The sequence below is a fragment of the Dietzia sp. oral taxon 368 genome (assembly GCF_002999155.1).
Taxonomy (GTDB): domain Bacteria; phylum Actinomycetota; class Actinomycetes; order Mycobacteriales; family Mycobacteriaceae; genus Dietzia; species Dietzia cinnamea.
Map to the genome: position 1 here is coordinate 2,170,614 of NZ_CP027238.1, position 22,084 is coordinate 2,192,697.

The following is a 22,084-nucleotide window of genomic DNA, read 5'->3' on the forward strand; positions in this document are numbered from 1 at the left end:
CACCGAGGGACTACCCTCGGTGGGCACCACACCGATTCGGAGGCGGTAAAGATGTATCCCGGACAGGACGACCACACCCGACGCATGGGTCAGCAACCCGACTCGCGTGCCTACTCGAGGATGAGCGGCGACCGGGCGTACGACCCCGCCCATGACGACGGCTACGGCGCCGAGGGCGGCTACGACGACGGCTATGTGGAACCCCGCCAATCCCGCCGCGGGCCCGCGATCGACGTGGGGAAATTCGTCGGCAGCGTGGCCGCCACCGCACTGGTAGCAGCCATCGCGGGGTGGCTGATCGCCTGGGTGGTGGACGCCGTGTTCTCCCGTTTCGGCCACCAGTGGGCCAACGGCGGGAACACCCCGACGATGTACGCCGTCTACGGCGCCGTCGCGGCGATCCTCGCCGGGTTACTCTGGTACCTGCTGCTGATCGGTACCGCCAACCCCCAGCAGTTCTACTCCTGGACGGTGGGGCTGCTCATCGTGGCGGCTGTGGCGCTGCCGTTGCTGGTGACGGTGCCGTTCCTCGACGGGCTCGCGGCCGCGATCGTGCACCTGTTCATCGGTCTGCCGATCCTCGCGCTGACGAGCGCCTTCTCGGCCACGCTCAGGCGCTGACGCCCCGCCGGGTCCGCGACGCCGACGCGGCCCGGGCGACCAGTGGTGCCCCCGAGAGGAATCGAACCTCCGACACCGGCTTTAGGAGAGCCGTGCTCTATCCACTGAGCTACGAGGGCGGGAACCGGGGAGAGTCTAACCGATGGGCCGCCCTGTCGTGATCGGCGACTTGGAGTGGGCGCCTGCCGGACGGTATCGTCGACTGTCGGCGTCCATGTCGTCTCCTTTAACGGAGACGGTGGACCGCCTCGCACGGGTCACCACCGGCCGCCGTTCGAGGGGGAGGGCGCCTGCCGGCCGGCAGCCCACTAGACAGACAGAGGTATTGCCTGTGTCCACGTACACCCCCAAGCCCGGGGACGTGACGCGCGCCTGGTATGTCATCGACGCCACCGACGTGGTGCTCGGTCGACTCGCCGTCCAGGTCGCCAACATCCTCCGTGGCAAGCACAAGCCGCAGTTCGCCCCGAACGCCGATACCGGCGACTTCGTCATCATCATCAACGCCGACAAGGTCGCGATCTCGTCCAACAAGCGTGACCGCGTGGTGCAGCACCGCCACTCCGGTTTCCCCGGTGGGCTGAAGTCGCAGACCCTGGGCAAGGCCATGGACACGCGCCCCGACCGCGTCGTCGAGAAGGCCGTCAAGGGCATGCTGCCGAGCAACAAGCTCGGTCGTGCCGTCGCCTCCAAGCTCAAGGTGTACGCGGGTCCGGATCACCCGCACGCCGCCCAGCAGCCCGTGCCCTTCGAGATCAAGCAGGTGGCCCAGTGACCGACGAGAACATCACCCCCGAGGCCGAGGTCGCCGACGACATGGTGGCGGATCTCGCCGCCGAGGTCGCCGAGGATTACAGCGAGGCCGACTACGCCGGTGGCAGCGACTTCGTCGCCGACGCCGATGCCCAGTTCGCGCCCGTCGTCTCCTCCGGCCCGGCCCAGGCCGTCGGCCGCCGCAAGGAGGCCGTCGCCCGCGTCCGCCTGCTGCCCGGCTCCGGCCAGTTCACCCTCAACGGCCGGTCCCTGGAGGACTACTTCCCGAACAAGGTGCACCAGCAGCTCGTCAAGTCGCCGCTGGTGCTGGTCGAGCGCGAGGAGCAGTTCGACATCGTGGCGCTGCTCCACGGTGGCGGCCCCTCGGGTCAGGCCGGCGCGCTGCGTCTGGCCATTGCCCGCGCGCTGACCCAGTACTCGCCGGACGATCGCCCGGCGCTCAAGAAGGCGGGCTTCCTCACGCGTGACGCCCGCGCGGTCGAGCGCAAGAAGGCCGGCCTCAAGAAGGCCCGTAAGGCCCCGCAGTACTCGAAGCGCTGATCCGCCAGGATCACGACACCAGAGCAGGTTCCCGCGACGCGGGGCCTGCTCTGGTCCATTTGCCGAGTGCGCGACCGGGCGGGGTTATCCTGACCCGGGCATTCCCGATCCGCCCCGCGGCGGCGACCACAAGACCTCGGAGGACTACACGACATGACGCGACTGTTCGGCACCGATGGGGTCCGTGGGCTCGCCAACCGGACCCTCACCGTCGACCTCGCGGTCCGGCTCGGTGCGGCGGCCGCCGTTGTCCTCGCCACTGAGACCGGCCCCGTGTCCGACCGTGCGGGCGCGCGCCCACTGGCGGTCGTGGGTCGCGACCCGCGCGTCTCAGGGGAGATGCTCGAGGCCGCGCTCGCGGCGGGGCTGGCCAGTCAGGGCGTCGACGTTCTGCTGGTGGGCGAGGTGCCGACCCCGGCCGTGGCCCACCTGACGGACCGCCACGACGCCGCGCTCGGCGCCGTCATCTCCGCCTCGCACAACGCCATGCCGGACAACGGCATCAAGTTCTTCGCCGCGGGCGGTCACAAGCTCGGCGACGAGGTCGAGGACCGGATCGAGGCCGCGCTCACCGAAGGTGCCATCACCGGGCCGACCGGGTCGGCGATCGGCAGGATCTCACGTGCGACCCCCGAGGATGCCCTGGACAGTTATGTCGGTCATCTGCTCAGCGCGACGCCGGCCCGGCTGGACGGACTCCGCGTCGTCGTCGACTGTGCCAACGGCGCCGCCAGCGTGGCCGGACCGCGCGCCTACCGCGAGGCGGGCGCGACGGTGATCGAGATCCACGCCAGTCCCGATGGCTACAACATCAACGACAACTGCGGCTCCACCCACCTCGACGACGTCCGTGCCGCGGTCCTCGAGCACGGCGCGGACCTCGGGCTCGCCCACGACGGGGACGCCGACCGCTGCCTCGCGGTGGACTCGAGCGGCGAGGTCGTCGACGGTGACCAGATCATGGCGATCCTGGCCCTGGCCATGCGCGACGCCGGCGAGCTCGCGGGCAACGCGCTGGTCGCCACCATCATGAGCAACCTCGGTCTCAAGGTGGCGATGCGGGAAGCCGGGATCGAGGTCACCGAGACCAAGGTCGGCGACCGGTACGTCCTCGAGCGCCTCCGCGAGGGCGGATACAGTCTCGGCGGCGAGCAGTCCGGCCACCTCGTCCTGCCCGCGCACGCGACCACCGGGGACGGGGTCCTCACCGGACTACGCATCATGGCGCGGATGGCCGAGACGGGCAGGTCGCTCGCCGAGTTGGCCTCCGTGATGCCGGTGCTGCCCCAGATCCTCATCAACGTGCCGGTGGAGGACAAGGCTGCGGTCGTGGCGTCCCCGGCGGTCGGCGACGCGGTCGCCGCCGAGGAGATGCGGCTCGGCGCCGCCGGCCGCGTTCTGCTGCGCCCCTCGGGGACCGAGCACCTGGTCCGCGTCATGGTCGAGGCCCAAGATGCGGAGCTGGCCCGCGAGGTCGCCGAGCGGCTCGCGAGCGTCGTCGTCGCCGTCTGACCCGTACCCGCCGACGGCAGCCGGGCCCGGGGCGTCCGGCCGCGGGCGGCGCCCTCAGCCGCCGGTGACAGACTTGAACAGCTTGAGCAACGGCGGCGTGGTGGCCAACGGGTCGTCCCCCGACTCCTCCAGCATCTCGTCCGTTACGGGGACCGCGTCCTTGAACCCGGCCTCGGGATCCGCGAACGCCGCATAGGCGTCGTCACCGGCGAGCGTGGCCAGCAGGTAGCCGGCCAGTAACGGACGCACGTTCCGATGCGTGCGGCGGTCCGGGTCGGCCAGACCGATCCGTTCGATCAACGCGTTGCGCTCGACCAACCCGCCCTCGATCGCCTTGTCCAGACGCCGGTGCACGAGGTCGCCCCGCCACGCGAGGTGCAGCGCTCGCGCGTCCTCCGCGTGGACACCGCCGGCGGCGGACAGCAGCAGAGCGGGGGAGTCGATGGTCATCGCCCGGTCCGCGGCCGACGGGACCGTCTCGGTGGGGAACACCATCGCGACGGCGTCGATGTCGGTGCGCTGTGAGGCCAGCAGTGCGGACACGCCGGCGCCGAGGCCGTGACCGGCCAGGCCGATGCGCCGCGGATCCGCACGGACCGACCCGCGGCCGAGGGCCGCCCGGAGGGTGTCCTCGAGAGCCGCGGACAGGTGGTCCGCGTAGTGCTGGTGGTTCGGGCGCACCCCGAGATCGGTGGCCGGTGCCACCACCACGAAACCCCACGACGCGAGGTGCTTGAGAGTGTCGACGTAGTGCCGCGGCCCCCGGGTCCAGTCGTGGGCCCATCCCACGACGGGCGCGGGCGTCGGGGCGTCGCGCGGGACGTAGACGACGCCGGGGGTGCCGGTGAACCCGAGGTCACCCCTGTCGACGCCGTAGGGTCCGCGTCGACTCACCCTGGCGTGCAGTTCCTTGGTCTTCTTGGCCACGATGGCCACAGTATCGCCTCGCGGGCGCTGAGGGTGCCGGGGCTGTCAGACCTCGTGGCTACACTTAGCGCCCATGTGCGGAATCGTCGGTTATGTCGGGCATCGCCCCGCCCTCCCAGTCGTCGTCGAGGCCCTGCGGCGGATGGAATACCGCGGCTATGACTCAGCGGGCGTCGCCGTCCTCGACGGGTCGGGAGCCTCCCGGGTCGAGAAGAAGGAGGGCAAGCTCGCCAATCTCGAGGCCGCGCTCGCGGCCGCGGGAGAGGGTGGCTTCCCGGGCGCGACCGGCATCGGTCACACCCGGTGGGCGACGCACGGCCGTCCGAGTGACCGCAACGCGCACCCCCACGTCTCCGGCGATGTCGCGATCGTGCACAACGGGATCATCGAGAACTTCGCCCCGCTGCGTGCCGAGCTCGAGGCCGTGGGCGTCGAGCTCGAGTCGGACACCGACTCGGAGGTCGCGGCCCACCTGTTGCGCCGGGAGATGGAGTCGGGTGGCAGCGGCGGGGACTTCGTGGCCGCGTGTCGCACGGTGCTCCGTCGCCTCGAGGGCGCTTTCACACTGGTGTTCAGCCACGCCGCCCACCCGGACGTCCTGGTGGCCGCGCGGCGCTCGACCCCGCTCGTGCTGGGTGTCGGTGAGGGCGAGATGTTCCTCGGTTCCGACGTCGCGGCGTTCATCGAGCACACCCGCGACGCCATCGAGCTGGGGCAGGACAACGTCGTGGTCCTGCGCGCGGACTCGTACGAGATCACCGACTTCGCCGGCGAGCCCTCCGAGGGCCGTCCCTTCTACATCGACTGGGACCTGGCGGCGGCCGAAAAGGGCGGCTACGACTACTTCATGCTCAAGGAGATCGCCGAGCAGCCCGGGGCTGTCGCCGATACCCTGCTCGGTCACTTCCAGGACGGTCGCATCGTGCTGGACGAGCAGCGGATGAGCGACCAGGACCTACGTGACATCGACAAGGTGTTCATCGTGGCCTGCGGCAGTGCGTACCACTCGGGCATGGTCGCCAAGTACGCGATCGAGCACTGGACCCGGCTCCCGTGTGAGGTCGAGATCGCGTCGGAGTTCCGCTACCGCGACCCGGTGCTGGACCGATCCACGCTCGTGGTGGCCATCTCCCAGTCCGGCGAGACCGCGGACACCCTCGAGGCGGTCCGCCACGCCAAGGCCCAGAAGGCCCGCGTCCTGGCGGTGTGCAACACCAACGGTTCGCAGATCCCGCGCGAGGCCGACGCCGTCCTGTACACGCACGCCGGCCCGGAGATCGGCGTCGCCTCCACCAAGGCGTACCTCGCGCAGATCACGGCAAACTACCTGGTGGGTCTCGCGCTCGCGCAGGCCCGAGGCACCAAGTACCCGGACGAGGTGGCGGCCGAGTTCCGCCAGCTCGAGCGCATGCCCGAGGACATCCAGAAGGTCGTCGACTCCCTGGACCCGGTCCGGGGGATCGCGCGCGAGCTCGCCGGTTCCAAGTCGGTGCTGTTCCTCGGTCGCCACGTGGGGTACCCCACGGCGCTGGAGGGCGCGCTCAAGCTCAAGGAACTGGCGTACATGCACGCCGAGGGCTTCCCGGCGGGGGAGCTCAAGCACGGCCCGATCGCCCTCATCGAGGAGGGCATGCCGGTCTTCATCGTGATGCCGCCGGTCGAGGGGCGCGGGGTGCTCCACTCCAAACTGGTGAGCAACATCCAGGAGATCCGGGCCCGTGGTGCGCGGACCATCGTGATCGCCGAGGAGGGCGACGAGGTGGTCCGGCCGCTCTCGGACTACTTCATCCCGATCCCGGCCTCGACCACGCTGCTGCAGCCCCTGCTGGCCACCATCCCGTACCAGGCCTTCGCCGCCGAGGTCGCCGCCGCGCGCGGGTACGACGTGGACAAGCCCCGCAATCTCGCCAAGTCCGTCACGGTGGAGTGACCCGCCCGCGGTAGTCAGATCATGAGGCGCGCCCATCCCGTCGAGGTCATCCGCGCCGCGGAGCGTCCGCTCGTCGAGGCGGCCGCCGCGGCGGGGGACCCCGACGCGGTGATGCGGCGCGCCGCGGCGGGCGTCGCCCACCACACGGCCGCACTGCTGCGCGAGCGCACCGGCGGCGTGTACGGCCGCTCCGTGCTGCTCCTGGTGGGGAGCGGCGACAACGGCGGGGACGCCCTGTACGCGGGCTCGATCCTCCGGGGCCGCGGGTGTCGCGTGGAGGCCGTTCTGCTGAGCCCGGACCGGGTGCACGAACGCGGTCTCGCCGCCCTGCGTCGCGCCGGCGGGCGGGTGCGCGGCGCGGAGGCCGGGGGCTCCGACGTACCCGTTCCCGATGTCGCCGTCGACGGCGTGGTGGGTCTGAACGGCAGGGGACCGCTGCGCGACCAGGCGGCGCGGATCGTCGAGGGCATGGTCGCGGCCGGCGTGCCGTGGGTGGCGGTGGACCTGCCCAGCGGGATCGACGCCGACGCGGGAACCGTCCACGAGCCGCACGTGCGGGCGACGCTCACCGTCACCTTCGGGATGCTGCGCCGCGCGCACCTGCTCGCCTCGCCGGAGTGCGGCCGCGTCGAGCTGGTGGACATCGGCCTGACCGAACCGCCGGCCGGGCCGGCGGCCGTGCGGTGCCCGGACCCCGCCGAGGTGGGGCGCCACTGGCCGGTGCCAGGGCCCGACGACGACAAGTACACGCAGGGCGTGGTCGCGGTGCGCGCCGGGTCCGAGCGGTATCCGGGCGCGGCGGTGTTGTGCGTGTCGGCGGCGGTGGCGGCCACGTCCGGGTTGGTGCGGTACGTGGGGTCGGGGGCGGACGCGGTGCTCGCCGCCCGCCCCGAGGTGGTGTGCCACCCGACGGTCGCCGACGCGGGGCGTGCCCAGGCGTGGATCGTGGGGCCCGGCGGCGGGACGGGGCCGGACGCGGTCGCGGACGTCGACGCGGTCCTCGCGGAGGGGCGACCGACGGTGCTCGACGCAGATGCCCTCACCTGTGTGGCCGCCCATCCGGTCCTGCTGCGGAGCGCGACCGCTCCGGTGCTGCTCACCCCGCACGCCGGCGAGTTCGACCGGCTCACCGGCGGGTGGGACCGCGGCGACCGCCCCGGCGCGCTGCGCCGGTACGTCGCGGGTCTGCGGGACCGTGGGATCGAGGCGACGGTGCTGCTCAAGGGGCGTGTCACCCTGGTCGACGACGGCGAGACGACGTTCGCGGTGGACTCCGGTTCCTCGTGGGCCGCGACGGCCGGTTCGGGAGATGTGTTGGCCGGGATCGTGGGCGCGTTGCTCGCGAGCGGCAGGGCGGTGCACGGATCTCCGGCGCGGCCGGCGGTCGAGGCGGTCACGGTGCACGGGGAGGCAGCGCGCCGGGCGGCGCACCGGCACACCGTGGGCGCGGGCGGTGCTCGCGGGGGTCCGGGCGCGCCGATCGGTGCCTCCGACCTGCTGGCCGCGATACCGGGGGCGATCTCGGCGCTGCGGGGGAGGGAATCGGTGCCCGCCGGCGCTCTTTGGCAGAATTGACAGAATGGGTCCAGTTGTCCCCCCGGCACCGTGCCGCGCCGAGATCGATCTGGACGCGATCGAGCACAACAGTCGCGTCCTCGTCCGGTCTGCCCGCGGGGCGCGGGTCATGGCCGTGGTCAAGGCCGACGCCTACGGGCACGGCGCCGTCCCCGTCTCCCTGGCCGCGCTGCGCGGGGGTGCGCACGCGCTGGGGGTGACCACCATCGCCGAGGCCCTGCAGCTGCGGTCGGCGGGCATCGACGCGGAGATCCTCGCGTGGCTCTACTCCGCCTCGGACGACGTTCGGGCGGCGGTCGAGGCGGATGTCGACCTCGCGATTCCCAGCCCGGTCCATCTGGACACCGTCCTGGAGGCGGCGCGCCGCACGGGCCGTCGTGCCCGCGTCACCCCCAAGATCGACACCGGCCTCGCGCGGTCCGGCATCTCCCTCGAGGAGTGGCCGGCCGTGCTCGAGCGGCTCGTCACGGCCACCGCCGGCGGGCAGGTCGAGGTCACGGGGCTGATGGCCCACTTCGCCCACGCGGACGACCCGGGTAACCCGGTCATCGACCTGCAGGTGGCCCGGCTCCACGAGTGCGTGGCGCAGGCGCGTGCGCGGGGTCTGGAGTGCCCGGTCAACCACCACGCCAACTCGGCGGCCGCGCTCACGCGGCCGGAGGACGGTTTCGAGATGGTGCGGCCGGGGATCGCGCTCTACGGTCTGAATCCGGTCGAGGGCCTGGACGTGGATCTGGTGCCGGCGATGACGTTCTCGGCCGAGGTGCTCATGGTCAAGCGGCTGGCCGCAGGGCAGGGTGTGAGTTACGGGCACACGTGGCACGCCCCCCACGACACCACCGTCGCCCTCATCGCGGCGGGTTACGCCGACGGCGTGTGGCGGCTGCTCTCGGGCCGGCTCGACGTCTCGATCGGCGGGCGGCGCTATCCGAACGTCGGCCGCGTGTGTATGGATCAGTTCGTCGTCGACCTCGGACCCGATCCCGACCAGGCGGTGCGGGTGGGGGACACGGCCGTGTTGTTCGGCACGGGCGCCGACGGCGGGCCCACCGCCGCCGAGTGGGCCGAGACCCTGGACACCATCCACTACGAGGTGGTCACCGCCGTGCGCGGCCGGGCCGCGCGCCACCACGTGATGCACGGCAGTCACCCCGTGCCGTCCGCGCTGGGGACCCACGCCGTCGCGCGGAGCGACGACGCCGCGCCGGGGGCCGGGCAGGGGGCCGCGTCCGGGCCCGGGCGGGGGACGGGGAGATGAGCGAGGACCACGACGACGAGCTCGGCGGCGACCCGCGCGGTAGGCCCCGGCTGCGGTTCCCGAAACGGCCCGAGCGGTCGGCCGCCGGGACCCCGGTCGAGATCCGACCGCCGGCGATGGCCGGGGGCACGCCGCGCGACGCGGAGGCGGTCGCCGAACGGATCCGGACGCCCGGTGGCCTGCGCGCAGGCCTGAGCGCGCTCGGCGCCGCCACCCTCGGTTCCATCGTCACACTTCTGCCCGGCCGACGCGCCAACGACCCGTGGGCCGGCGAAGACATGTGCGAGCTCGGGGTGGACCGTGGCTCCATGGTCGCCGCGACCGACGGTGTCCCGCTCGCGGTGCGCGAGGCGGGGCCCACCGACGCGCCGATGACGGTCGTGTTCGTCCACGGCTACACCTTGTCGATGGACACCTGGCATTTCCAACGCCGGCATCTGGCCGACCGGTTCGGCTCCGAGATCCGGATGGTCTTCTACGACCAGCGCGGGCACGGATTGAGCGGGTCCGGCTCGCGGAAGAACGCGACCATCGACCAGCTGTCCCGGGACCTCGACACCGTCATCTCGGCGACCACGCCGACCGGGCCCGTCGTCGTGATCGGACACTCCATGGGCGGGATGACCGTGATGGGGTTCGCCTCCCGTCACCCGGAGACCGTCCGTGAGCGGGTCCTGGGGGTCGGGCTGGTCTCCACCGCGATGGCGGAGCTCTCGGAGGCCGGGCTCGGGTCAGTGCTCGACAACAAGAGCGTGGCCCGCCTCGCCGGGTTGGCGGGCCGCAGCCCCGGCGTGTTCACCAGCAGCCGACGTGCGCTCGGGGCGATCATCTCGCCGTTCATCTACGGCGGGTCGTTCGGAGACCCCGCCACGATCAGTCCGACCGTCGCCCGGTTCGTGGACCAGCTCATAGCCTCGACCGACGTGCTGACCATCGCCAACTTCTTCGAGACCCTCACGCGGCACGACGAGTCGGCCGCCATGCCCGTTCTCCGTGAGGTCCGCACGACGGTCCTCTGCGGTGACCGGGACCTGCTCACCCCGCTGGACCGGTCGGTCGACATCGTCGAGGAGCTCCCCGACGCCGAGTTCGTCGTGGTCCCCGGCGCCGGGCACATGGTGATGCTCGAGGAGCCCGCGCACGTGTCCGAGGTGTTGGGCGACCTCGTGGCCGACGCGATCATGGAGTCGCGCCGCCTCGAGCGGGCGGGCCGTGCCGACGGAAGCGGGATATCGTGACGATCGCTGTGCCGGGGGAGCGCGACCTGCCGACGGTCGACGAGACGCGCGCGCTGGGCGTCGAGCTGGCCGGACTGCTCCGCGCCGGCGACGTGGTGGTGCTCGACGGCCCCCTCGGCGCGGGCAAGACCGCCCTGACCACCGGGATCGCAGCGGGCCTCGGCGTGCGGGGCCGCGTGACCTCGCCGACCTTCGTCATCGCGCGCCGGCACCCGCCCATGAGGCCCGGGGGCCCGGGGCTCGTCCACGTCGACGCCTACCGTCTCCTCGGCGGGCAGGACCCGGACGGGACCCGGCCCACGACGGGCGACCTGGCCGACGAACTCGAGTCCCTCGACCTGGACTCGGCCCTCGACTCCGATGTCGTGGTGGTCGAGTGGGGCGCCGGGTTCGTCGATTCCCTCGTCGAGACCCCGCTCGTGGTGACCCTGCGCCGGCCCGACGGCACCGACGTGCGCACCGCCGGCTGGAGCCGGGGCGCCTCGCCAGGTCGCGCGGCCGGCCCGGCGGTACCCTGACCCCGTGCTGGTCCTCGCTGTCGACACCTCGACCCCCTTCGTCACCGCGGGGGTGTGCCGACTCGTGCCCGGTGGCGACGGCCCCGTGGTCGCGACACTGGCCACCCGCGTCACCGAGGACGCCCGCGCCCATGCGGAACTGCTGACCCCGCACATCCTCGACTGCCTCGCCGACGCCGGCCTGTCCGCGGGCGGCCTCGACGCCGTGGTGGTGGGCACCGGGCCGGGTCCGTTCACCGGGCTGCGGGTCGGGATGGCCACCGCCGCCGCGTTCGCCGACGCCCTGGGGAGACCGGTCCACGGAGTGTGCTCGCTCGACGGGCTCGCGGCCACCGCGCGCGCCGCCGGGGCCGGCGGGGACCTCGTCGTCGTCACCGATGCCCGGCGCCGCGAGGCGTATCACGCCCGCTACTCGCCGCAGGGCGTGCGGACGTCGGGCCCCACGGTGGGGCCATCCGCCGACATCGACCTCGCGGGCGCCACCCACCTCGCCGGGGACCCCGCCCGCCTGCGCGAGGTCACCGACGCCCACGGCTCTGACGGCGTCCGCGGCTCCGACTCCGCCCACGGCCCCACCGCCGCTCCGGGTGACCACGGCGCGGGTGGCGCGCTGCCGCGCGTCCTCGACGGCGTGCACTCACCCGACCCCGCCGGGCTCGTCACCGCGGCGGCCGACGCCCTGCTCGCCGGTGCGACACCGGTCCCGCTCGAGCCCCTCTACCTGCGGCGCCCCGACGCGGTGCCGCCCCGGCGCGCCGAACCCTCCGCGGCCCTGCGCGGGGTGGGGCGATGACCGCGACGCCGGCCGACGTCGTCTACGACGCGCTGGTCCCCGACGACGCCCTGCGGTGCGCTGACCTGGAGAGGCTCCTGTTCCGCGGCGACGGCCCGTGGTCGGCGGCGGCGTTCCTGTCCGAGATCGGCTCACGTCACACCACGTGCCTGGCCGCCCGCGGCGACGGGCGGCTGGTCGGCTACGCGGTCCTGGCCGGGCTCGGGCCCGAGGGCGACCGCGAGTTCGAGGTGCACACCATCGGCGTCGACCCGGAGTACCAGGGACGCGGTATCGGACGGGCGCTGCTGCGGCGGATGCTCGAGGTGGCCGATGCCGAGGGCGCGCCGGTCGTCCTGGACGTGCGGACCGACAACGTCCCCGCACTCACGCTGTACGAGGCCCACGGGTTCGAGGTCGTGGGCCTGCGCCCCCGGTACTACCGGCCCAGCATGGCCGACGCGCATCTCATGGTGCGGCCGGCGCGGGGCGGCGGCGCGGACCGTGACGTCACCGGCAGCGCGGACGGCGGCGGCGGCGGGGACACTGTAGGCGGGGACACTGTTGGCGGCGACACGGGAGAGGGGAGCGGCCGATGAGGACCGTCATGGGGATCGAGAGCTCGTGCGACGAGACGGGCGTGGCCGTGGCGCGGGTCCACGACGACGGGCGGGCCGATCTGCTGTCCGACGTGGTGGCCTCGTCGATGTCCGAGCACGCGCGCTTCGGAGGCGTCGTCCCGGAGATCGCCTCCCGCGCCCACCTCGAGGCGCTCGTCCCCACGGTCCGCGCCGCGCTCGCCGAGGCCGGGGTGGAGCGGCCCGATTCCGTCGCCGCCACCATCGGGCCCGGGCTGTCCGGGGCGCTGCTCGTGGGCTCGTCCGCGGCCAAGGCCTACGCCGCGGCCTGGGGCGTGCCGTTCTACGCCGTGAACCACCTGGTCGGCCACGTCGCCGTCGCGGGCTTCGACGGCGGGCCGCTGGGGGAGTGCGTGGCCCTGTTGGTCTCCGGCGGCCACACCCAGCTGCTGCACGTGCGCTCGCTGACCGAACCGGTCGTGGAGCTCGGGTCGACCGTCGACGACGCCGCGGGCGAGGCGTACGACAAGGTCGCCCGTCTGCTCGGCCTCGGTTACCCGGGTGGACCGGTGATCGACCGCCTCGCCGCCACCGGTGACCCCCGCGCCATCGCGTTCCCCCGTGGCATGACCGGACCGCGTGACGCACGGCACGGTTTCTCCTTCTCCGGACTCAAGACCGCCGTGGCCCGGCGGATCGAGGCCGCCGAACGGGACGGCGAGCGGCTCGCCGTGGCCGACGTCGCGGCGTCGTTCCAGGACGCCGTCGCCGACGTACTCACCATGAAGGCGGTGCGGGCCTGCACAGACCTGGGCGTGGACACCCTGCTCATCGGCGGCGGCGTGGCGGCCAACTCGCGACTGCGCGACCTCGCCGCCCACCGGTGTGCCGAGGCCGGCCTCACACTGCGTGTCCCGCGGCCGCGCCTGTGCACGGACAACGGCGCGATGGTCGTGGGGGTCGCCTCCGCCCTGCTCGCCTCGGGCGCCGCGCCCAGTCCGCTGACCGTCGCCGCCGACCCGGGCCTGCCGGTCGAGGTCACGCAGGTCGCCTGACTCCGCCCCCGGGCGGCCCGGCGACCGGGGCCGGCACGGCGCGCGGGGCCCGCACGGCGCGCGGGGCTAGAACCCGAGCAGGGCCATCCCTATCGCGGCGGACGTCAGCGCCAGGACGAGGAGCACGAGCACCCACGCGATGCCGAGGTAGCCGATGACCAGGGCAGAGATCGCCATCGCGCGGCCCTCCTCGCCCCGACGCCTTATCTGCGCGAGCGACACGTGCCCGAGGATCACCACGATCACGGTGATGACCGCGGGCACCAGCGGGACGAACAGGCCGAGGAACGAGCCGAAGACGACGTTGGCCACGGCGACGACGAGGGCGACGACGGCGAGCTCGTTACCGCCTGCCGGGGGCGCCGGCTCATACGGGTCGGACACCGGCGGGTCAGTCCTCGGTCGGACCGACGCGGTGGACGCGGGTCCGTTGTGCGAAGTACAGGCCGAGCCCGGCGAGTGTGAACCCGCCGATGAAGTTTCCGATGTGGACCGGGATCTGATTCCACAGCAGCCAGTCGGCGACGCTCACGTCCGCCCCGAGCATCATCCCCGCGGGGATCGTGAAGTGGTTGACCACCGCGTGCTCGTAACCGAGCGCGAAGAACGTGAGGATGGGCAGCCAGATGGCCAGGATCTTGCCCGAGGTACTGGAGGAGGAGAACGACATGATCACGCCCAGCGCCACCAGCCAGTTACACAGCACCGCGCTGAGCGTCACCCAGCCCAACCCGGTGACCAGCCCCGCCTCCTTGTAAGCGATCGTCTTCTCCACCGCGAGGTCGGCGAGGGCCTGGGCTCCGGTCGCGTCCGGTTCCGTGCCCATCCCCGTGAGTACGGAGGTGATCATCCAGGCGGCGGCCAGGCCCCCGATCGTGTGGCCGAGGATCATCCATCCGAAAACCCGCAGGCAGTCCCGCACGCGGACCCGCTTCTCCAGCGCCGCGAGCGGAACCAGACCGTACGCGCCGGTGACGAGTTCCCACCCGAGAAGGACGACGAGGGTGAGGCCGATGGGGAAGAGGACGGCACCGACGATCTCCACCCCGGTCGCGTCGGTGACCATGGCGGCCAGCGTCGTGGCCGCGCCGAGCAGGTAGACGGCGAGGAAGCCGCGCAGCGCCAGCTGCCAGCCGGGGGCGTGGGCCTTCTGCTCCCCGGCCTCGACGGACGCGGTGACGATGTCGGAAGGGGCGACCGCGGTCATACTGGGCCTCGCTGTCCTCGATGGAAATCGGATCGGGCAGAGGTGTTCTGGTGGCTGATGTCCGTGCGTGCGGGCGAGCCTACCGGCCGCGGGGGGATCCGCAACGGGATGAGCCTGCACGCGGTTTCCTTGAGTGCTGGCACTCGCCTGTGTAGAGTGCCAATAGACACGGTGCACCGAGGGCGTCACCCGCGACGGCGCACGCGGCGGGCCGGGTCGTACGGAAACCACGGGACGCCCACGGTGTCCCGGATCTTCGAACCACACTCCGAGCCGCCCGAGACCCGGGCGGCCACACCCCATACGGGAGGATCATCGTGGCGATCAAGCCGCTTGAGGACAAGATTCTCGTCGAGGCCCTCGAGGCCGAGACTACCACGGCGTCCGGCCTCGTCATCCCGGACACCGCCAAGGAGAAGCCCCAGGAGGGCACCGTCGTCGCGGTCGGCGAGGGCCGCTTCGATGAGGACGGCGACCGCATCCCCATGGACATCAAGAAGGGGGACAAGGTCATCTACTCGAAGTACGGCGGCACTGAGATCAAGTACGAGGGCAAGGAGTACCTGATCCTCTCCTCGCGCGACGTCCTCGCGGTCATCGACTGACGTGAGCTGCGTCAACCCCGCCCCGGCGGCGCCGGCGACTGCCAGGCACCACCGGGGCGGAGGTGTCTCACGCCGCGACACCGTATCGACCCGACCACCCACTTCCCTCCAGGAGTTCCATCAATGTCCAAGTTGATCGCGTTCGACGAGGAGGCCCGCAAGGGCATGCTCGCCGGTGTCGACGAGCTCGCCGACACCGTCAAGGTCACGCTCGGCCCCAAGGGCCGCCACGTCGTGCTCGCCAAGGCGTTCGGCGGCCCCACCGTCACCAATGACGGCGTCTCCATCGCCCGTGAGATCGAGCTCGCCGAGCCGTTCGCGAACCTCGGGGCGCAGCTCGTCAAGAGCGTTGCCACCAAGACCAACGACGTCGCCGGCGACGGCACCACCACCGCCACCGTGCTCGCCCAGGCCCTTATCCGCGAGGGGCTGCGTAACGTCGCGGCCGGCTCCAACCCTATGGCGATGGGCAAGGGGATCGAGAAGGCCGCCTCCGCCGTCGTGGAGTTCCTCCGCTCGGCCGCGACGCCCGTCTCCGGCTCCGAAGCCGTCGCGCAGGTCGCGACCGTGTCCTCGCGTGACCCCGAGATCGGCCGTATGGTCGCCGAGGCCATGGACGCCGTCGGCGTCAACGGCGTGGTCTCCGTCGAGGAGTCGCAAGGGCTGCACACCGAGGTGGCCGTGACCGAGGGCATCGCCTTCGACAAGGGCTTCCTCTCCCCGTACTTCGTCACGGACCCGGACGAGCAGAAGGCCATTTACGAGGACGTCCTGGTCCTGCTCCACCGCGAGAAGATCAGCTCCCTGCCGGACCTGCTCCCGCTGCTCGAGAAGGTCGCCGAGACCGGCAAGCCGCTTCTGATCGTCGCTGAGGACGTCGACGGCGAGGCGCTGTCGACCCTGGTGGTCAACTCGATCCGCAAGACGCTCAAGGTCGTCGCCATCAAGGCCCCGTACTTCGGTGATCGCCGCAAGGCCTTCCAGGAGGACCTCGCAATCGTCACCAAGGGTCAGGTCGTGAGCCCGGACCTCGGCATGAAGCTGTCCGAGTGCGGACTGGAGGTGCTCGGGCAGGCCCGCCGGGTGACCGTGTCCAAGGACGAGACGATCATCGTCGACGGCGCCGGCGACCAGGCCGACGTCGACGCCCGCGTGGCCCAGCTGCGCCGCGAGGCCGAGGCCACCGACTCCGACTGGGACCGCGAGAAGCTCGAGGAGCGGATCGCCAAACTCGCCGGTGGCGTCGCCGTGATCCGCGTCGGCGCGGCCACCGAAACGGAGCTGACCGAGCGGAAGCTCCGCGTCGAGGACGCCGTCAACTCGGCCAAGGCCGCCGTGGAGGAGGGCATCGTCGCCGGTGGTGGCTCCGTGCTCGTGCAGGCGGCCGCCGCACTCGATCGGCTCGCCGAGGACACCGCCGACGCCGATGAGAAGGTCGGCGTGACCGTGGTCCGCAAGGCGCTGTCCGCCCCGCTGTTCTGGATCGCCGCCAACGCCGGCGAGGACGGTTCCGTCGTCGTCAGCAAGGTCTCGGACCTCGGCCCGCGGGACGGTTTCAACGCCGCGACGGGCGAGTACGGCGACTTGGTCTCCGCCGGGATCATCGACCCGGTGAAGGTCACCTCCTCCGCCGTCGTCAACGCCTGCTCGGTGGCTCGCATGGTCCTCACCACCGAGACCGCGATCGTCGAGAAGCCCGAGGAGAAGAGCGCCGACGCGCACTCGCACGCCGGTCACTCCCACTGATCGCGACCGGCTCACGGGCCCCGTTCCCCGCTCCGGCGGGGGCGGGGCCCGTCCGGTGTCACGGGCCGGTCGTGTGGTCCCGCTTCGCCGGCAAGGGTTACGCTGGGCGCTCAGCAGTACTCCCCCGACACTCCGGTCACGCGCCTATTCTGAGCGCGAGCCGCGCCGGCCGCCCCCGGGCCCGGGCGTGGGACCCGTCGCGACCCGTGTCGCGCCCCGAGAGAAAGGCCTGGCCCCGTAACACATCCGTGTAACGCGTGGCCCTCCGAATCCGATGACAGGTACAGCAGACGAGTTGGAACTCGCCGTCGCCGACGCGGTCAAGGGTGACCGCGCCTCTGCAGCGCGTGTGCTGGAGCTCGTGCGACCCGGTGTGGTGCGGTACTGCCGCTCCCGCGTCGGAGGCTCGGAGAGGGCCAACCTGTCTGCTGACGATGTCGCCCAGGAGGTGCTGATCGCGGTGCTCTCGGCACTGCCGGGATACCGGGATCAGGGACGTCCCTTCATGGCCTTCGTGTACGGGATCGCGGCTCACAAGGTCGCGGACGCCCATCGTGGCGCCGCGCGGAACAAGTCCGATCCCGTGGAGTACCTCCCCGAGGTGCTCTCGACCGACACGGGGCCGGAGGACCACGTCCTCGACGGCGAGGTGTCGAGAGCTATGAGCCGCCTTCTCGACACCCTGCCCGAGAAGCAACGGGAGATCATCCGACTGCGTGTCGTGGTCGGACTCTCCGCGGAGGAGACGGCGGAGATCGTCGACAGCACGGCCGGAGCCGTGCGCGTCGCTCAGCACCGGGCGATGAAGCAGCTCCGCGCGAGAATCGAACAGGACGGAGAGGAGCGATGGCGATGAACGACGACGATGTCGACCCCGGCGCCCGGGACGACGACGCCTCGCTCGACGAGCACGAGGTGGACCCCCTCGGGGTCGACCGTGACGACGAGCTCCTCGACGCCCTCGGACGCGGAGAGCGCCCCGAGGGGGACGATCCGCTCCTGGCACTGTTCGCCGACTGGCGTGCCGAGACCGGTTCCGCGGAGCTTCCCGCGCTCCCGAGCGACGAGCAGATCGAGGTCGCTCTCGCACCGAACGTGTCGCGGCTGTGGCCCCGGCGCGGGGGGGTTTCCTCGGGAGATCACCATCACGGCAGGCGTCCCGCGCTCTGGCAGGCGGTGACCGGGGCCGCGGCCGTGACCGCCGTGATCGTCGGTGGCCTGTCCGTCGCCGCGCACAGCGCGATGCCCGGCGACCCGCTCTGGGGTGTGTCCAAGACGATCTTCTCCGACCGCGCCGGAGACGTCGAGTTGGTCAACGACCTCACAGAGTTCCTCTCCGCCGCCGACCTCGCCGCCCGCGAGGGCGACCGGGGCGAGGCCGAACGCCTTCTCCACGAGGTGAGCGAGCGGCTCGACGAGGTCTCGGACGCCTCGGAGCGTGTGGAACTCATGAAGCGCAGGGACGCCATCAAGCGCGATCTCAGCCGCGTGACCCCGAGCACGGTGCCGTCGCCCGCGCCGGCACCCGCCCCGAATCCGGCTCCCGCCCCCGCACCGGGCGCGGCGACGCTGGTTCCGGGTGTCCCGGTGCCGCTGCCGTCCAACCTGATCCCCCCGCCGCCCCCCGGCATGCCGGTCATCCCGCTGCCGCTCGACGGTCTGCGCATCTCCACGACGCTTCAGATCCCGATCGACACGCAGCGGATCCAGGATTTCCTGGCGCCCACCACGGGCCGTCCGAACGGGGACGTGGGGGAGGACCAGCTGGGCGTGCAACCGTCACCGTCCCGCACCACTGTGACCCAGGTGCCCACCCCGACCCAGCAGCCCCCGTCGTCGTCCCAGCAGTCGCCGGAGTCGACCCGGCCCACCAACTGATCGGCGGCGGCCCCGCGTGGCCGAGGGGTTTCCACGTTTCGCACGCCGAACGAACCGACCCCGCCTACCGGTCACGGGAGGCGGGGATCGGCTCTTCTGTCCCTATCCGGGTCAGCGACGCCAGTTCAGCCGGCGGGGGCGCATCGCGCGGACAGCGTCCGCGTAACCGCGGCAGTACTCCCAGGTGACGTAATCATCGGGGATGGGGTCGAAGGCGGGCTCGTGGGGCAGCAACGAACCGTCGTCGAGCAACTGCATGAGGTTGGCGCGCAGCATGTCCCACTCGTGGTAGTGCTCCTCCGCGCAGTCCTCGCACTGCACCGCGACACCCTTGACCCCGATCGGGGCCAGCAGTCGACGGAATTCCGCGAGGTCCGCCAGGTCCTCCTCGATCGCGCGTCGCTCATCGGCGTCGAGGGGGCCCGAGGGCACCCCGTCGTCGATGGGGTCCAGCCCGGCCAGCTCCGCGGCCGGGTCATCCGGATCGCCGGCGAACGGGTCGGGCGGCATTCCGTGCCGTAGGGGATCGTTCACGCCCTCCACCGTACCCGTGACCACGGTCTCACGGGGCCGACGGTTCGAGCCGCGGGCCCGGTAACCACTATCCTCGGAAGCAGCACCGAGACGACCCCCCCAGGAGGACGGCAGATGAGCGAGTCGCAAGGCCCCGTACGCACCGGCGGCGACGACCCGACCAAGGTCGCGATGGTGGGCCTGACGTTCGACGACGTTCTCCTCCTCCCGGCCGCGTCCGAGGTGGTCCCCAGCGAGGTCGACACCAGCACGCGACTGACCCGGGAGATAACCCTCCGGGTACCCCTGATCTCCTCGGCGATGGACACCGTCACCGAGGCGCGCATGGCCATCGCCATGGCTCGACAGGGCGGTATCGGTGTCCTGCACCGCAACCTGTCCGTGGGTGACCAAGCCGCGCAGGTCGAGACGGTCAAGCGGTCCGAGGCCGGGATGGTCACCGACCCGGTCACGTGCGCCCCGGGCGACAGCCTGGCCGAGGTCGACGAGATGTGCGCCCGCTACCGCATCTCCGGCCTGCCGGTGACCGACGAGCGCGGCGAGTTGGTGGGCATCATCACCAACCGCGACATGCGCTTCGAGATGGACAAGTCGCGGAGGGTCGACGAGGTCATGACCCGTGCGCCCCTCGTGGTCGCGCGCGAGGGCGTGACCGCCGAGGCCGCGCTGGGGCTGTTGCGTCGTCATAAGATCGAGAAGCTGCCGATCGTGGACGGGGACGGGCGTCTGACCGGCCTCATCACGGTCAAGGACTTCGTCAAGACCGAGCAGCACCCGAACGCCACCAAGGACTCCGACGGACGCCTCCGGGTGGCCGCCGCGATCGGCACCGGCGAGGACGCGTGGCAACGCGCCGGCGCCCTCACCGACGCCGGTGTCGACGCGCTGGTCGTCGACACCGCGCACGCCCACAACCGCAACGCCCTCGACATGGTGGCCCGCGTCAAGCGTGAACTCGGCGACCGCGTCCAGGTCATCGGCGGCAACCTCGCCACCCGCGGTGCAGCCCAAGCGATGATCGACGCGGGAGCGGACGCCATCAAGGTCGGCATCGGTCCCGGCTCCATCTGCACCACCCGCGTCGTGGCGGGCGTGGGTGCGCCCCAGATCACGGCGATCCTCGAGGCCTCGGTGGCCGCGAAGGCGGCCGGTGTCCCGGTGATCGCCGACGGCGGGATGCAGTACTCCGGGGACGTGGCCAAGGCGATCGCCGCCGGTGCGTCGTCCTGTATGTTCGGCTCGCTGCTGGCGGGCTGCACCGAATCCCCGGGCGAGCTGATCTTCGTGGACGGTAAGCAGTACAAGGTGTACCGCGGCATGGGCTCGCTGGGAGCGATGCGCGGGCGCGGCAAGCCGGGCGATGAGAAGTCGTTCTCCAAGGACCGCTACTTCCAGGACGATGTGCTCTCCGAGGAGAAACTGGTCCCCGAGGGCATCGAGGGGCGTGTCCCGTACCGGGGCGACGTCGCGCAGGTCCTCCACCAACTTGCCGGCGGTCTCCGCGCGGGCATGGGCTACACGGGGTCGGCGACCATCCCGGAGATGAACGACGCCCAGTTCGTCCAGATCACGGCTGCGGGGTTGAGGGAGAGCCACCCGCACGCGATCCAGATGACCGTCGAGGCCCCCAACTACAACGTCAAGGACTGAGGGCGCGTGCGCAACGTCGTGGAGATCGGCCTGGGCCGCGAGGCCCGTCGGATGTACGGGCTCGGCGAGGTGGACATCGTCCCGTCCCGCCGGACCAGGAGCTCCAAGGAGGTGTCGACCTCCTGGCAGATCGACGCCTACCAGATGGACATTCCCGTGATGACGCATCCGACGGACGCGGTGGTGTCCCCGTCCTCGGCCGTCGAGTTCTCCAAGCTCGGCGGTCTCGCCGTGCTCAACGGAGAAGGTCTCTGGGCCCGTCACGCCGACCCCGAGTCGGCAATCGACGAGCTGCGTGAGCTCGCCCTGGAGGACGTGACCGGGCATCGTGCGGTCGCCCGCCTGCAGGAGTTGCACCGTGCGCCGATCGACCGCGAGCTGCTCGCCGCGTCGGTGCAGCGTATCCGCGACGAGGGCGCCACCGTGGCCGTGCGGGTCTCGCCGCAGCACGCGCGCGAACTCACGCCGGGTCTGGTCGCGGCCGGGATCGACCTGCTGATCGTGCAGGGCACCATCATCTCGGCCGAGCACGTCAGCGGCGAGGACGCCCCGCTCAACCTCAAAGACTTCATCGGCGGGCTCGACGTGCCGGTGATCGCCGGTGGCGTCGTCGACTACAAGACCGCCCTACATCTCATGCGCACCGGTGCCGCCGGGGTGATCGTGGGCTACGGCGGCGCCGACGGCGTCACCACCACCGGGCCGGTGCTCGGCATGGAGGTCCACATGGCCACCGCGATCGCCGATGCGGCCGCGGCCCGCCGTGACTACCTGGACGAGACCGGCGGTCGCTACGTGCACGTGCTGGCCGACGGTGACATCTACACGTCGGGTGACATCGCCCGCGCGGTCGCGTGCGGCGCGGACGCGGTCGTGCTGGGTCCGCTGCTGGCGGGCGCGCTCGAGGCCCCGGGCCGCGGGGTCTACTGGAACTCGGTCTCCGCGCACCCCAAGGTCCCGCGGGGGCATGTCGCCGAGGTGGGGGACGAGACCGCCCTGGCGCCGCTCGCCGAGGTTCTCGAGGGGCCGACAAGCGTCCCCGACGGCACCCGCAACCTCATGGGTGCCCTGCGGCGTGCCATGGCCAAGTGTGGATACTCCGACGTCAAGGGTTTCCAGAAGGTGGACCTGTCCGTCCGTCCCTGATCCCTCGCCTCCAGCCCGCG

Annotated in this window: 22 protein-coding genes and 1 tRNA gene; 18 read left to right on the forward strand and 5 right to left on the reverse strand. The window is 72.0% G+C overall.

All coding sequences use genetic code 11. The features are described from left to right. The first annotated feature begins 51 nt into the window (after window positions 1-51). The gene (locus C3V38_RS10135; protein ID WP_061230063.1) at window positions 52-621 is read left to right on the forward strand and encodes a hypothetical protein; all 570 of its coding nucleotides are present in this window, start codon (window positions 52-54) and stop codon (window positions 619-621) included. A gap of 43 nt (window positions 622-664) precedes the next feature. Here C3V38_RS10135 and C3V38_RS10140 read toward each other — a convergent pair. Further along, window positions 665-740: transfer RNA gene (locus C3V38_RS10140), tRNA-Arg, on the reverse strand. A gap of 212 nt (window positions 741-952) precedes the next feature. Between C3V38_RS10140 and rplM the strand changes: the two genes are divergently transcribed. From rplM to glmM, 3 genes are all read left to right on the forward strand, one after another. Beyond that, complete coding sequence (rplM, locus tag C3V38_RS10145) at window positions 953-1,396, forward strand: 50S ribosomal protein L13 (RefSeq protein WP_007627425.1); 444 nt, start codon at window positions 953-955, stop codon at window positions 1,394-1,396. Between the two features lie 41 nt (window positions 1,397-1,437). Beyond that, complete coding sequence (gene rpsI, locus C3V38_RS10150) at window positions 1,438-1,935, forward strand: 30S ribosomal protein S9 (protein WP_232302988.1); 498 nt, start codon at window positions 1,438-1,440, stop codon at window positions 1,933-1,935. Between the two features lie 153 nt (window positions 1,936-2,088). Then, the gene (glmM, locus tag C3V38_RS10155; RefSeq protein ID WP_106385719.1) at window positions 2,089-3,447 is read left to right on the forward strand and encodes a phosphoglucosamine mutase; all 1,359 of its coding nucleotides are present in this window, start codon (window positions 2,089-2,091) and stop codon (window positions 3,445-3,447) included. 54 nt (window positions 3,448-3,501) lie between these two features. On the opposite strand, the gene C3V38_RS10160 is transcribed toward glmM, so the two are convergent. Further along, window positions 3,502-4,374, reverse strand: coding sequence for a dienelactone hydrolase family protein (locus C3V38_RS10160; RefSeq protein WP_254425953.1), 873 nt, complete (start codon window positions 4,372-4,374; stop codon window positions 3,502-3,504). A gap of 73 nt (window positions 4,375-4,447) precedes the next feature. Here C3V38_RS10160 and glmS point away from each other — a divergent pair, with 73 nt between their 5' ends. From glmS to tsaD, 8 genes are read left to right on the forward strand one after another with little or no spacing between them, the layout of a single operon-like run. After that, on the forward strand, window positions 4,448-6,304 hold the full coding sequence (gene glmS / locus C3V38_RS10165) for a glutamine--fructose-6-phosphate transaminase (isomerizing) (RefSeq protein ID WP_106385721.1): 1,857 nt from the start codon (window positions 4,448-4,450) through the stop codon (window positions 6,302-6,304). A 21-nt stretch (window positions 6,305-6,325) separates the two neighbouring features. Then, window positions 6,326-7,879, forward strand: a complete 1,554-nt coding sequence (locus C3V38_RS10170) for a bifunctional ADP-dependent NAD(P)H-hydrate dehydratase/NAD(P)H-hydrate epimerase (protein WP_106385722.1) — start codon at window positions 6,326-6,328, stop codon at window positions 7,877-7,879. A 4-nt stretch (window positions 7,880-7,883) separates the two neighbouring features. Beyond that, window positions 7,884-9,137 carry an alanine racemase gene (gene alr, locus C3V38_RS10175; RefSeq protein WP_106385723.1) on the forward strand — a complete coding sequence of 418 codons (1,254 nt, stop codon included), beginning with the start codon at window positions 7,884-7,886 and terminating at the stop codon, window positions 9,135-9,137. After that, window positions 9,134-10,375: an alpha/beta fold hydrolase gene (locus C3V38_RS10180; protein ID WP_165001100.1), complete on the forward strand. Its 1,242-nt coding sequence runs from the start codon at window positions 9,134-9,136 to the stop codon at window positions 10,373-10,375. The genes alr and C3V38_RS10180 overlap by 4 nt, the downstream gene beginning before the upstream one ends. Beyond that, window positions 10,372-10,893, forward strand: a complete 522-nt coding sequence (locus C3V38_RS10185) for a tRNA (adenosine(37)-N6)-threonylcarbamoyltransferase complex ATPase subunit type 1 TsaE (protein WP_106385724.1) — start codon at window positions 10,372-10,374, stop codon at window positions 10,891-10,893. The genes C3V38_RS10180 and C3V38_RS10185 overlap by 4 nt, the downstream gene beginning before the upstream one ends. A gap of 4 nt (window positions 10,894-10,897) precedes the next feature. After that, window positions 10,898-11,686 carry a tRNA (adenosine(37)-N6)-threonylcarbamoyltransferase complex dimerization subunit type 1 TsaB gene (gene tsaB / locus C3V38_RS10190; RefSeq protein ID WP_106385725.1) on the forward strand — a complete coding sequence of 263 codons (789 nt, stop codon included), beginning with the start codon at window positions 10,898-10,900 and terminating at the stop codon, window positions 11,684-11,686. Next, window positions 11,683-12,264, forward strand: coding sequence for a ribosomal protein S18-alanine N-acetyltransferase (gene rimI, locus C3V38_RS10195; protein ID WP_106385726.1), 582 nt, complete (start codon window positions 11,683-11,685; stop codon window positions 12,262-12,264). The genes tsaB and rimI overlap by 4 nt, the downstream gene beginning before the upstream one ends. After that, window positions 12,261-13,298 carry a tRNA (adenosine(37)-N6)-threonylcarbamoyltransferase complex transferase subunit TsaD gene (tsaD, locus tag C3V38_RS10200; protein ID WP_106385727.1) on the forward strand — a complete coding sequence of 346 codons (1,038 nt, stop codon included), beginning with the start codon at window positions 12,261-12,263 and terminating at the stop codon, window positions 13,296-13,298. The genes rimI and tsaD overlap by 4 nt, the downstream gene beginning before the upstream one ends. A gap of 66 nt (window positions 13,299-13,364) precedes the next feature. Here the strand turns inward: tsaD and C3V38_RS10205 are convergent, their stop codons facing one another. Together C3V38_RS10205 and C3V38_RS10210 are read right to left on the reverse strand one after the other, a co-directional pair. Continuing rightward, complete coding sequence (locus tag C3V38_RS10205; protein WP_063935672.1) at window positions 13,365-13,682, reverse strand: DUF4190 domain-containing protein; 318 nt, start codon at window positions 13,680-13,682, stop codon at window positions 13,365-13,367. A gap of 7 nt (window positions 13,683-13,689) precedes the next feature. Continuing rightward, window positions 13,690-14,505 carry a formate/nitrite transporter family protein gene (locus C3V38_RS10210; protein WP_063935671.1) on the reverse strand — a complete coding sequence of 272 codons (816 nt, stop codon included), beginning with the start codon at window positions 14,503-14,505 and terminating at the stop codon, window positions 13,690-13,692. 317 nt (window positions 14,506-14,822) lie between these two features. On the opposite strand from C3V38_RS10210, the gene groES reads away from it, so the two are divergent. The 4 genes from groES (at window position 14,823) to C3V38_RS10230 (ending at window position 18,734) form a co-directional block, all read left to right on the forward strand. Beyond that, window positions 14,823-15,110, forward strand: a complete 288-nt coding sequence (groES, locus tag C3V38_RS10215) for a co-chaperone GroES (RefSeq protein ID WP_061913968.1) — start codon at window positions 14,823-14,825, stop codon at window positions 15,108-15,110. A 123-nt stretch (window positions 15,111-15,233) separates the two neighbouring features. Further along, window positions 15,234-16,856: a chaperonin GroEL gene (groL, locus tag C3V38_RS10220; protein ID WP_061913970.1), complete on the forward strand. Its 1,623-nt coding sequence runs from the start codon at window positions 15,234-15,236 to the stop codon at window positions 16,854-16,856. A 274-nt stretch (window positions 16,857-17,130) separates the two neighbouring features. After that, window positions 17,131-17,712: a sigma-70 family RNA polymerase sigma factor gene (locus tag C3V38_RS10225; RefSeq protein WP_061913973.1), complete on the forward strand. Its 582-nt coding sequence runs from the start codon at window positions 17,131-17,133 to the stop codon at window positions 17,710-17,712. After that, the gene (locus C3V38_RS10230; RefSeq protein WP_083324387.1) at window positions 17,709-18,734 is read left to right on the forward strand and encodes a hypothetical protein; all 1,026 of its coding nucleotides are present in this window, start codon (window positions 17,709-17,711) and stop codon (window positions 18,732-18,734) included. Before C3V38_RS10225 ends, C3V38_RS10230 begins: the two co-directional genes overlap by 4 nt. A 111-nt stretch (window positions 18,735-18,845) precedes the next feature. Here C3V38_RS10230 and C3V38_RS10235 read toward each other — a convergent pair whose 3' ends face one another. Next, entirely contained in the window at window positions 18,846-19,268 is a 423-nt protein-coding gene (locus C3V38_RS10235) for a DUF5319 domain-containing protein (protein ID WP_043568413.1), read from the reverse strand. 114 nt (window positions 19,269-19,382) lie between these two features. Here C3V38_RS10235 and guaB point away from each other — a divergent pair, with 114 nt between their 5' ends. Continuing rightward, window positions 19,383-20,918 (forward strand): IMP dehydrogenase, encoded by a 1,536-nt coding sequence (gene guaB, locus C3V38_RS10240; protein ID WP_061913977.1) that lies wholly within the window; start codon window positions 19,383-19,385, stop codon window positions 20,916-20,918. Between the two features lie 6 nt (window positions 20,919-20,924). After that, a complete protein-coding gene (locus tag C3V38_RS10245) occupies window positions 20,925-22,064 on the forward strand; it encodes a GuaB3 family IMP dehydrogenase-related protein (RefSeq protein ID WP_063935669.1) in 1,140 nt (379 codons plus the stop codon). The last annotated feature ends 20 nt before the right edge of the window (window positions 22,065-22,084 follow it).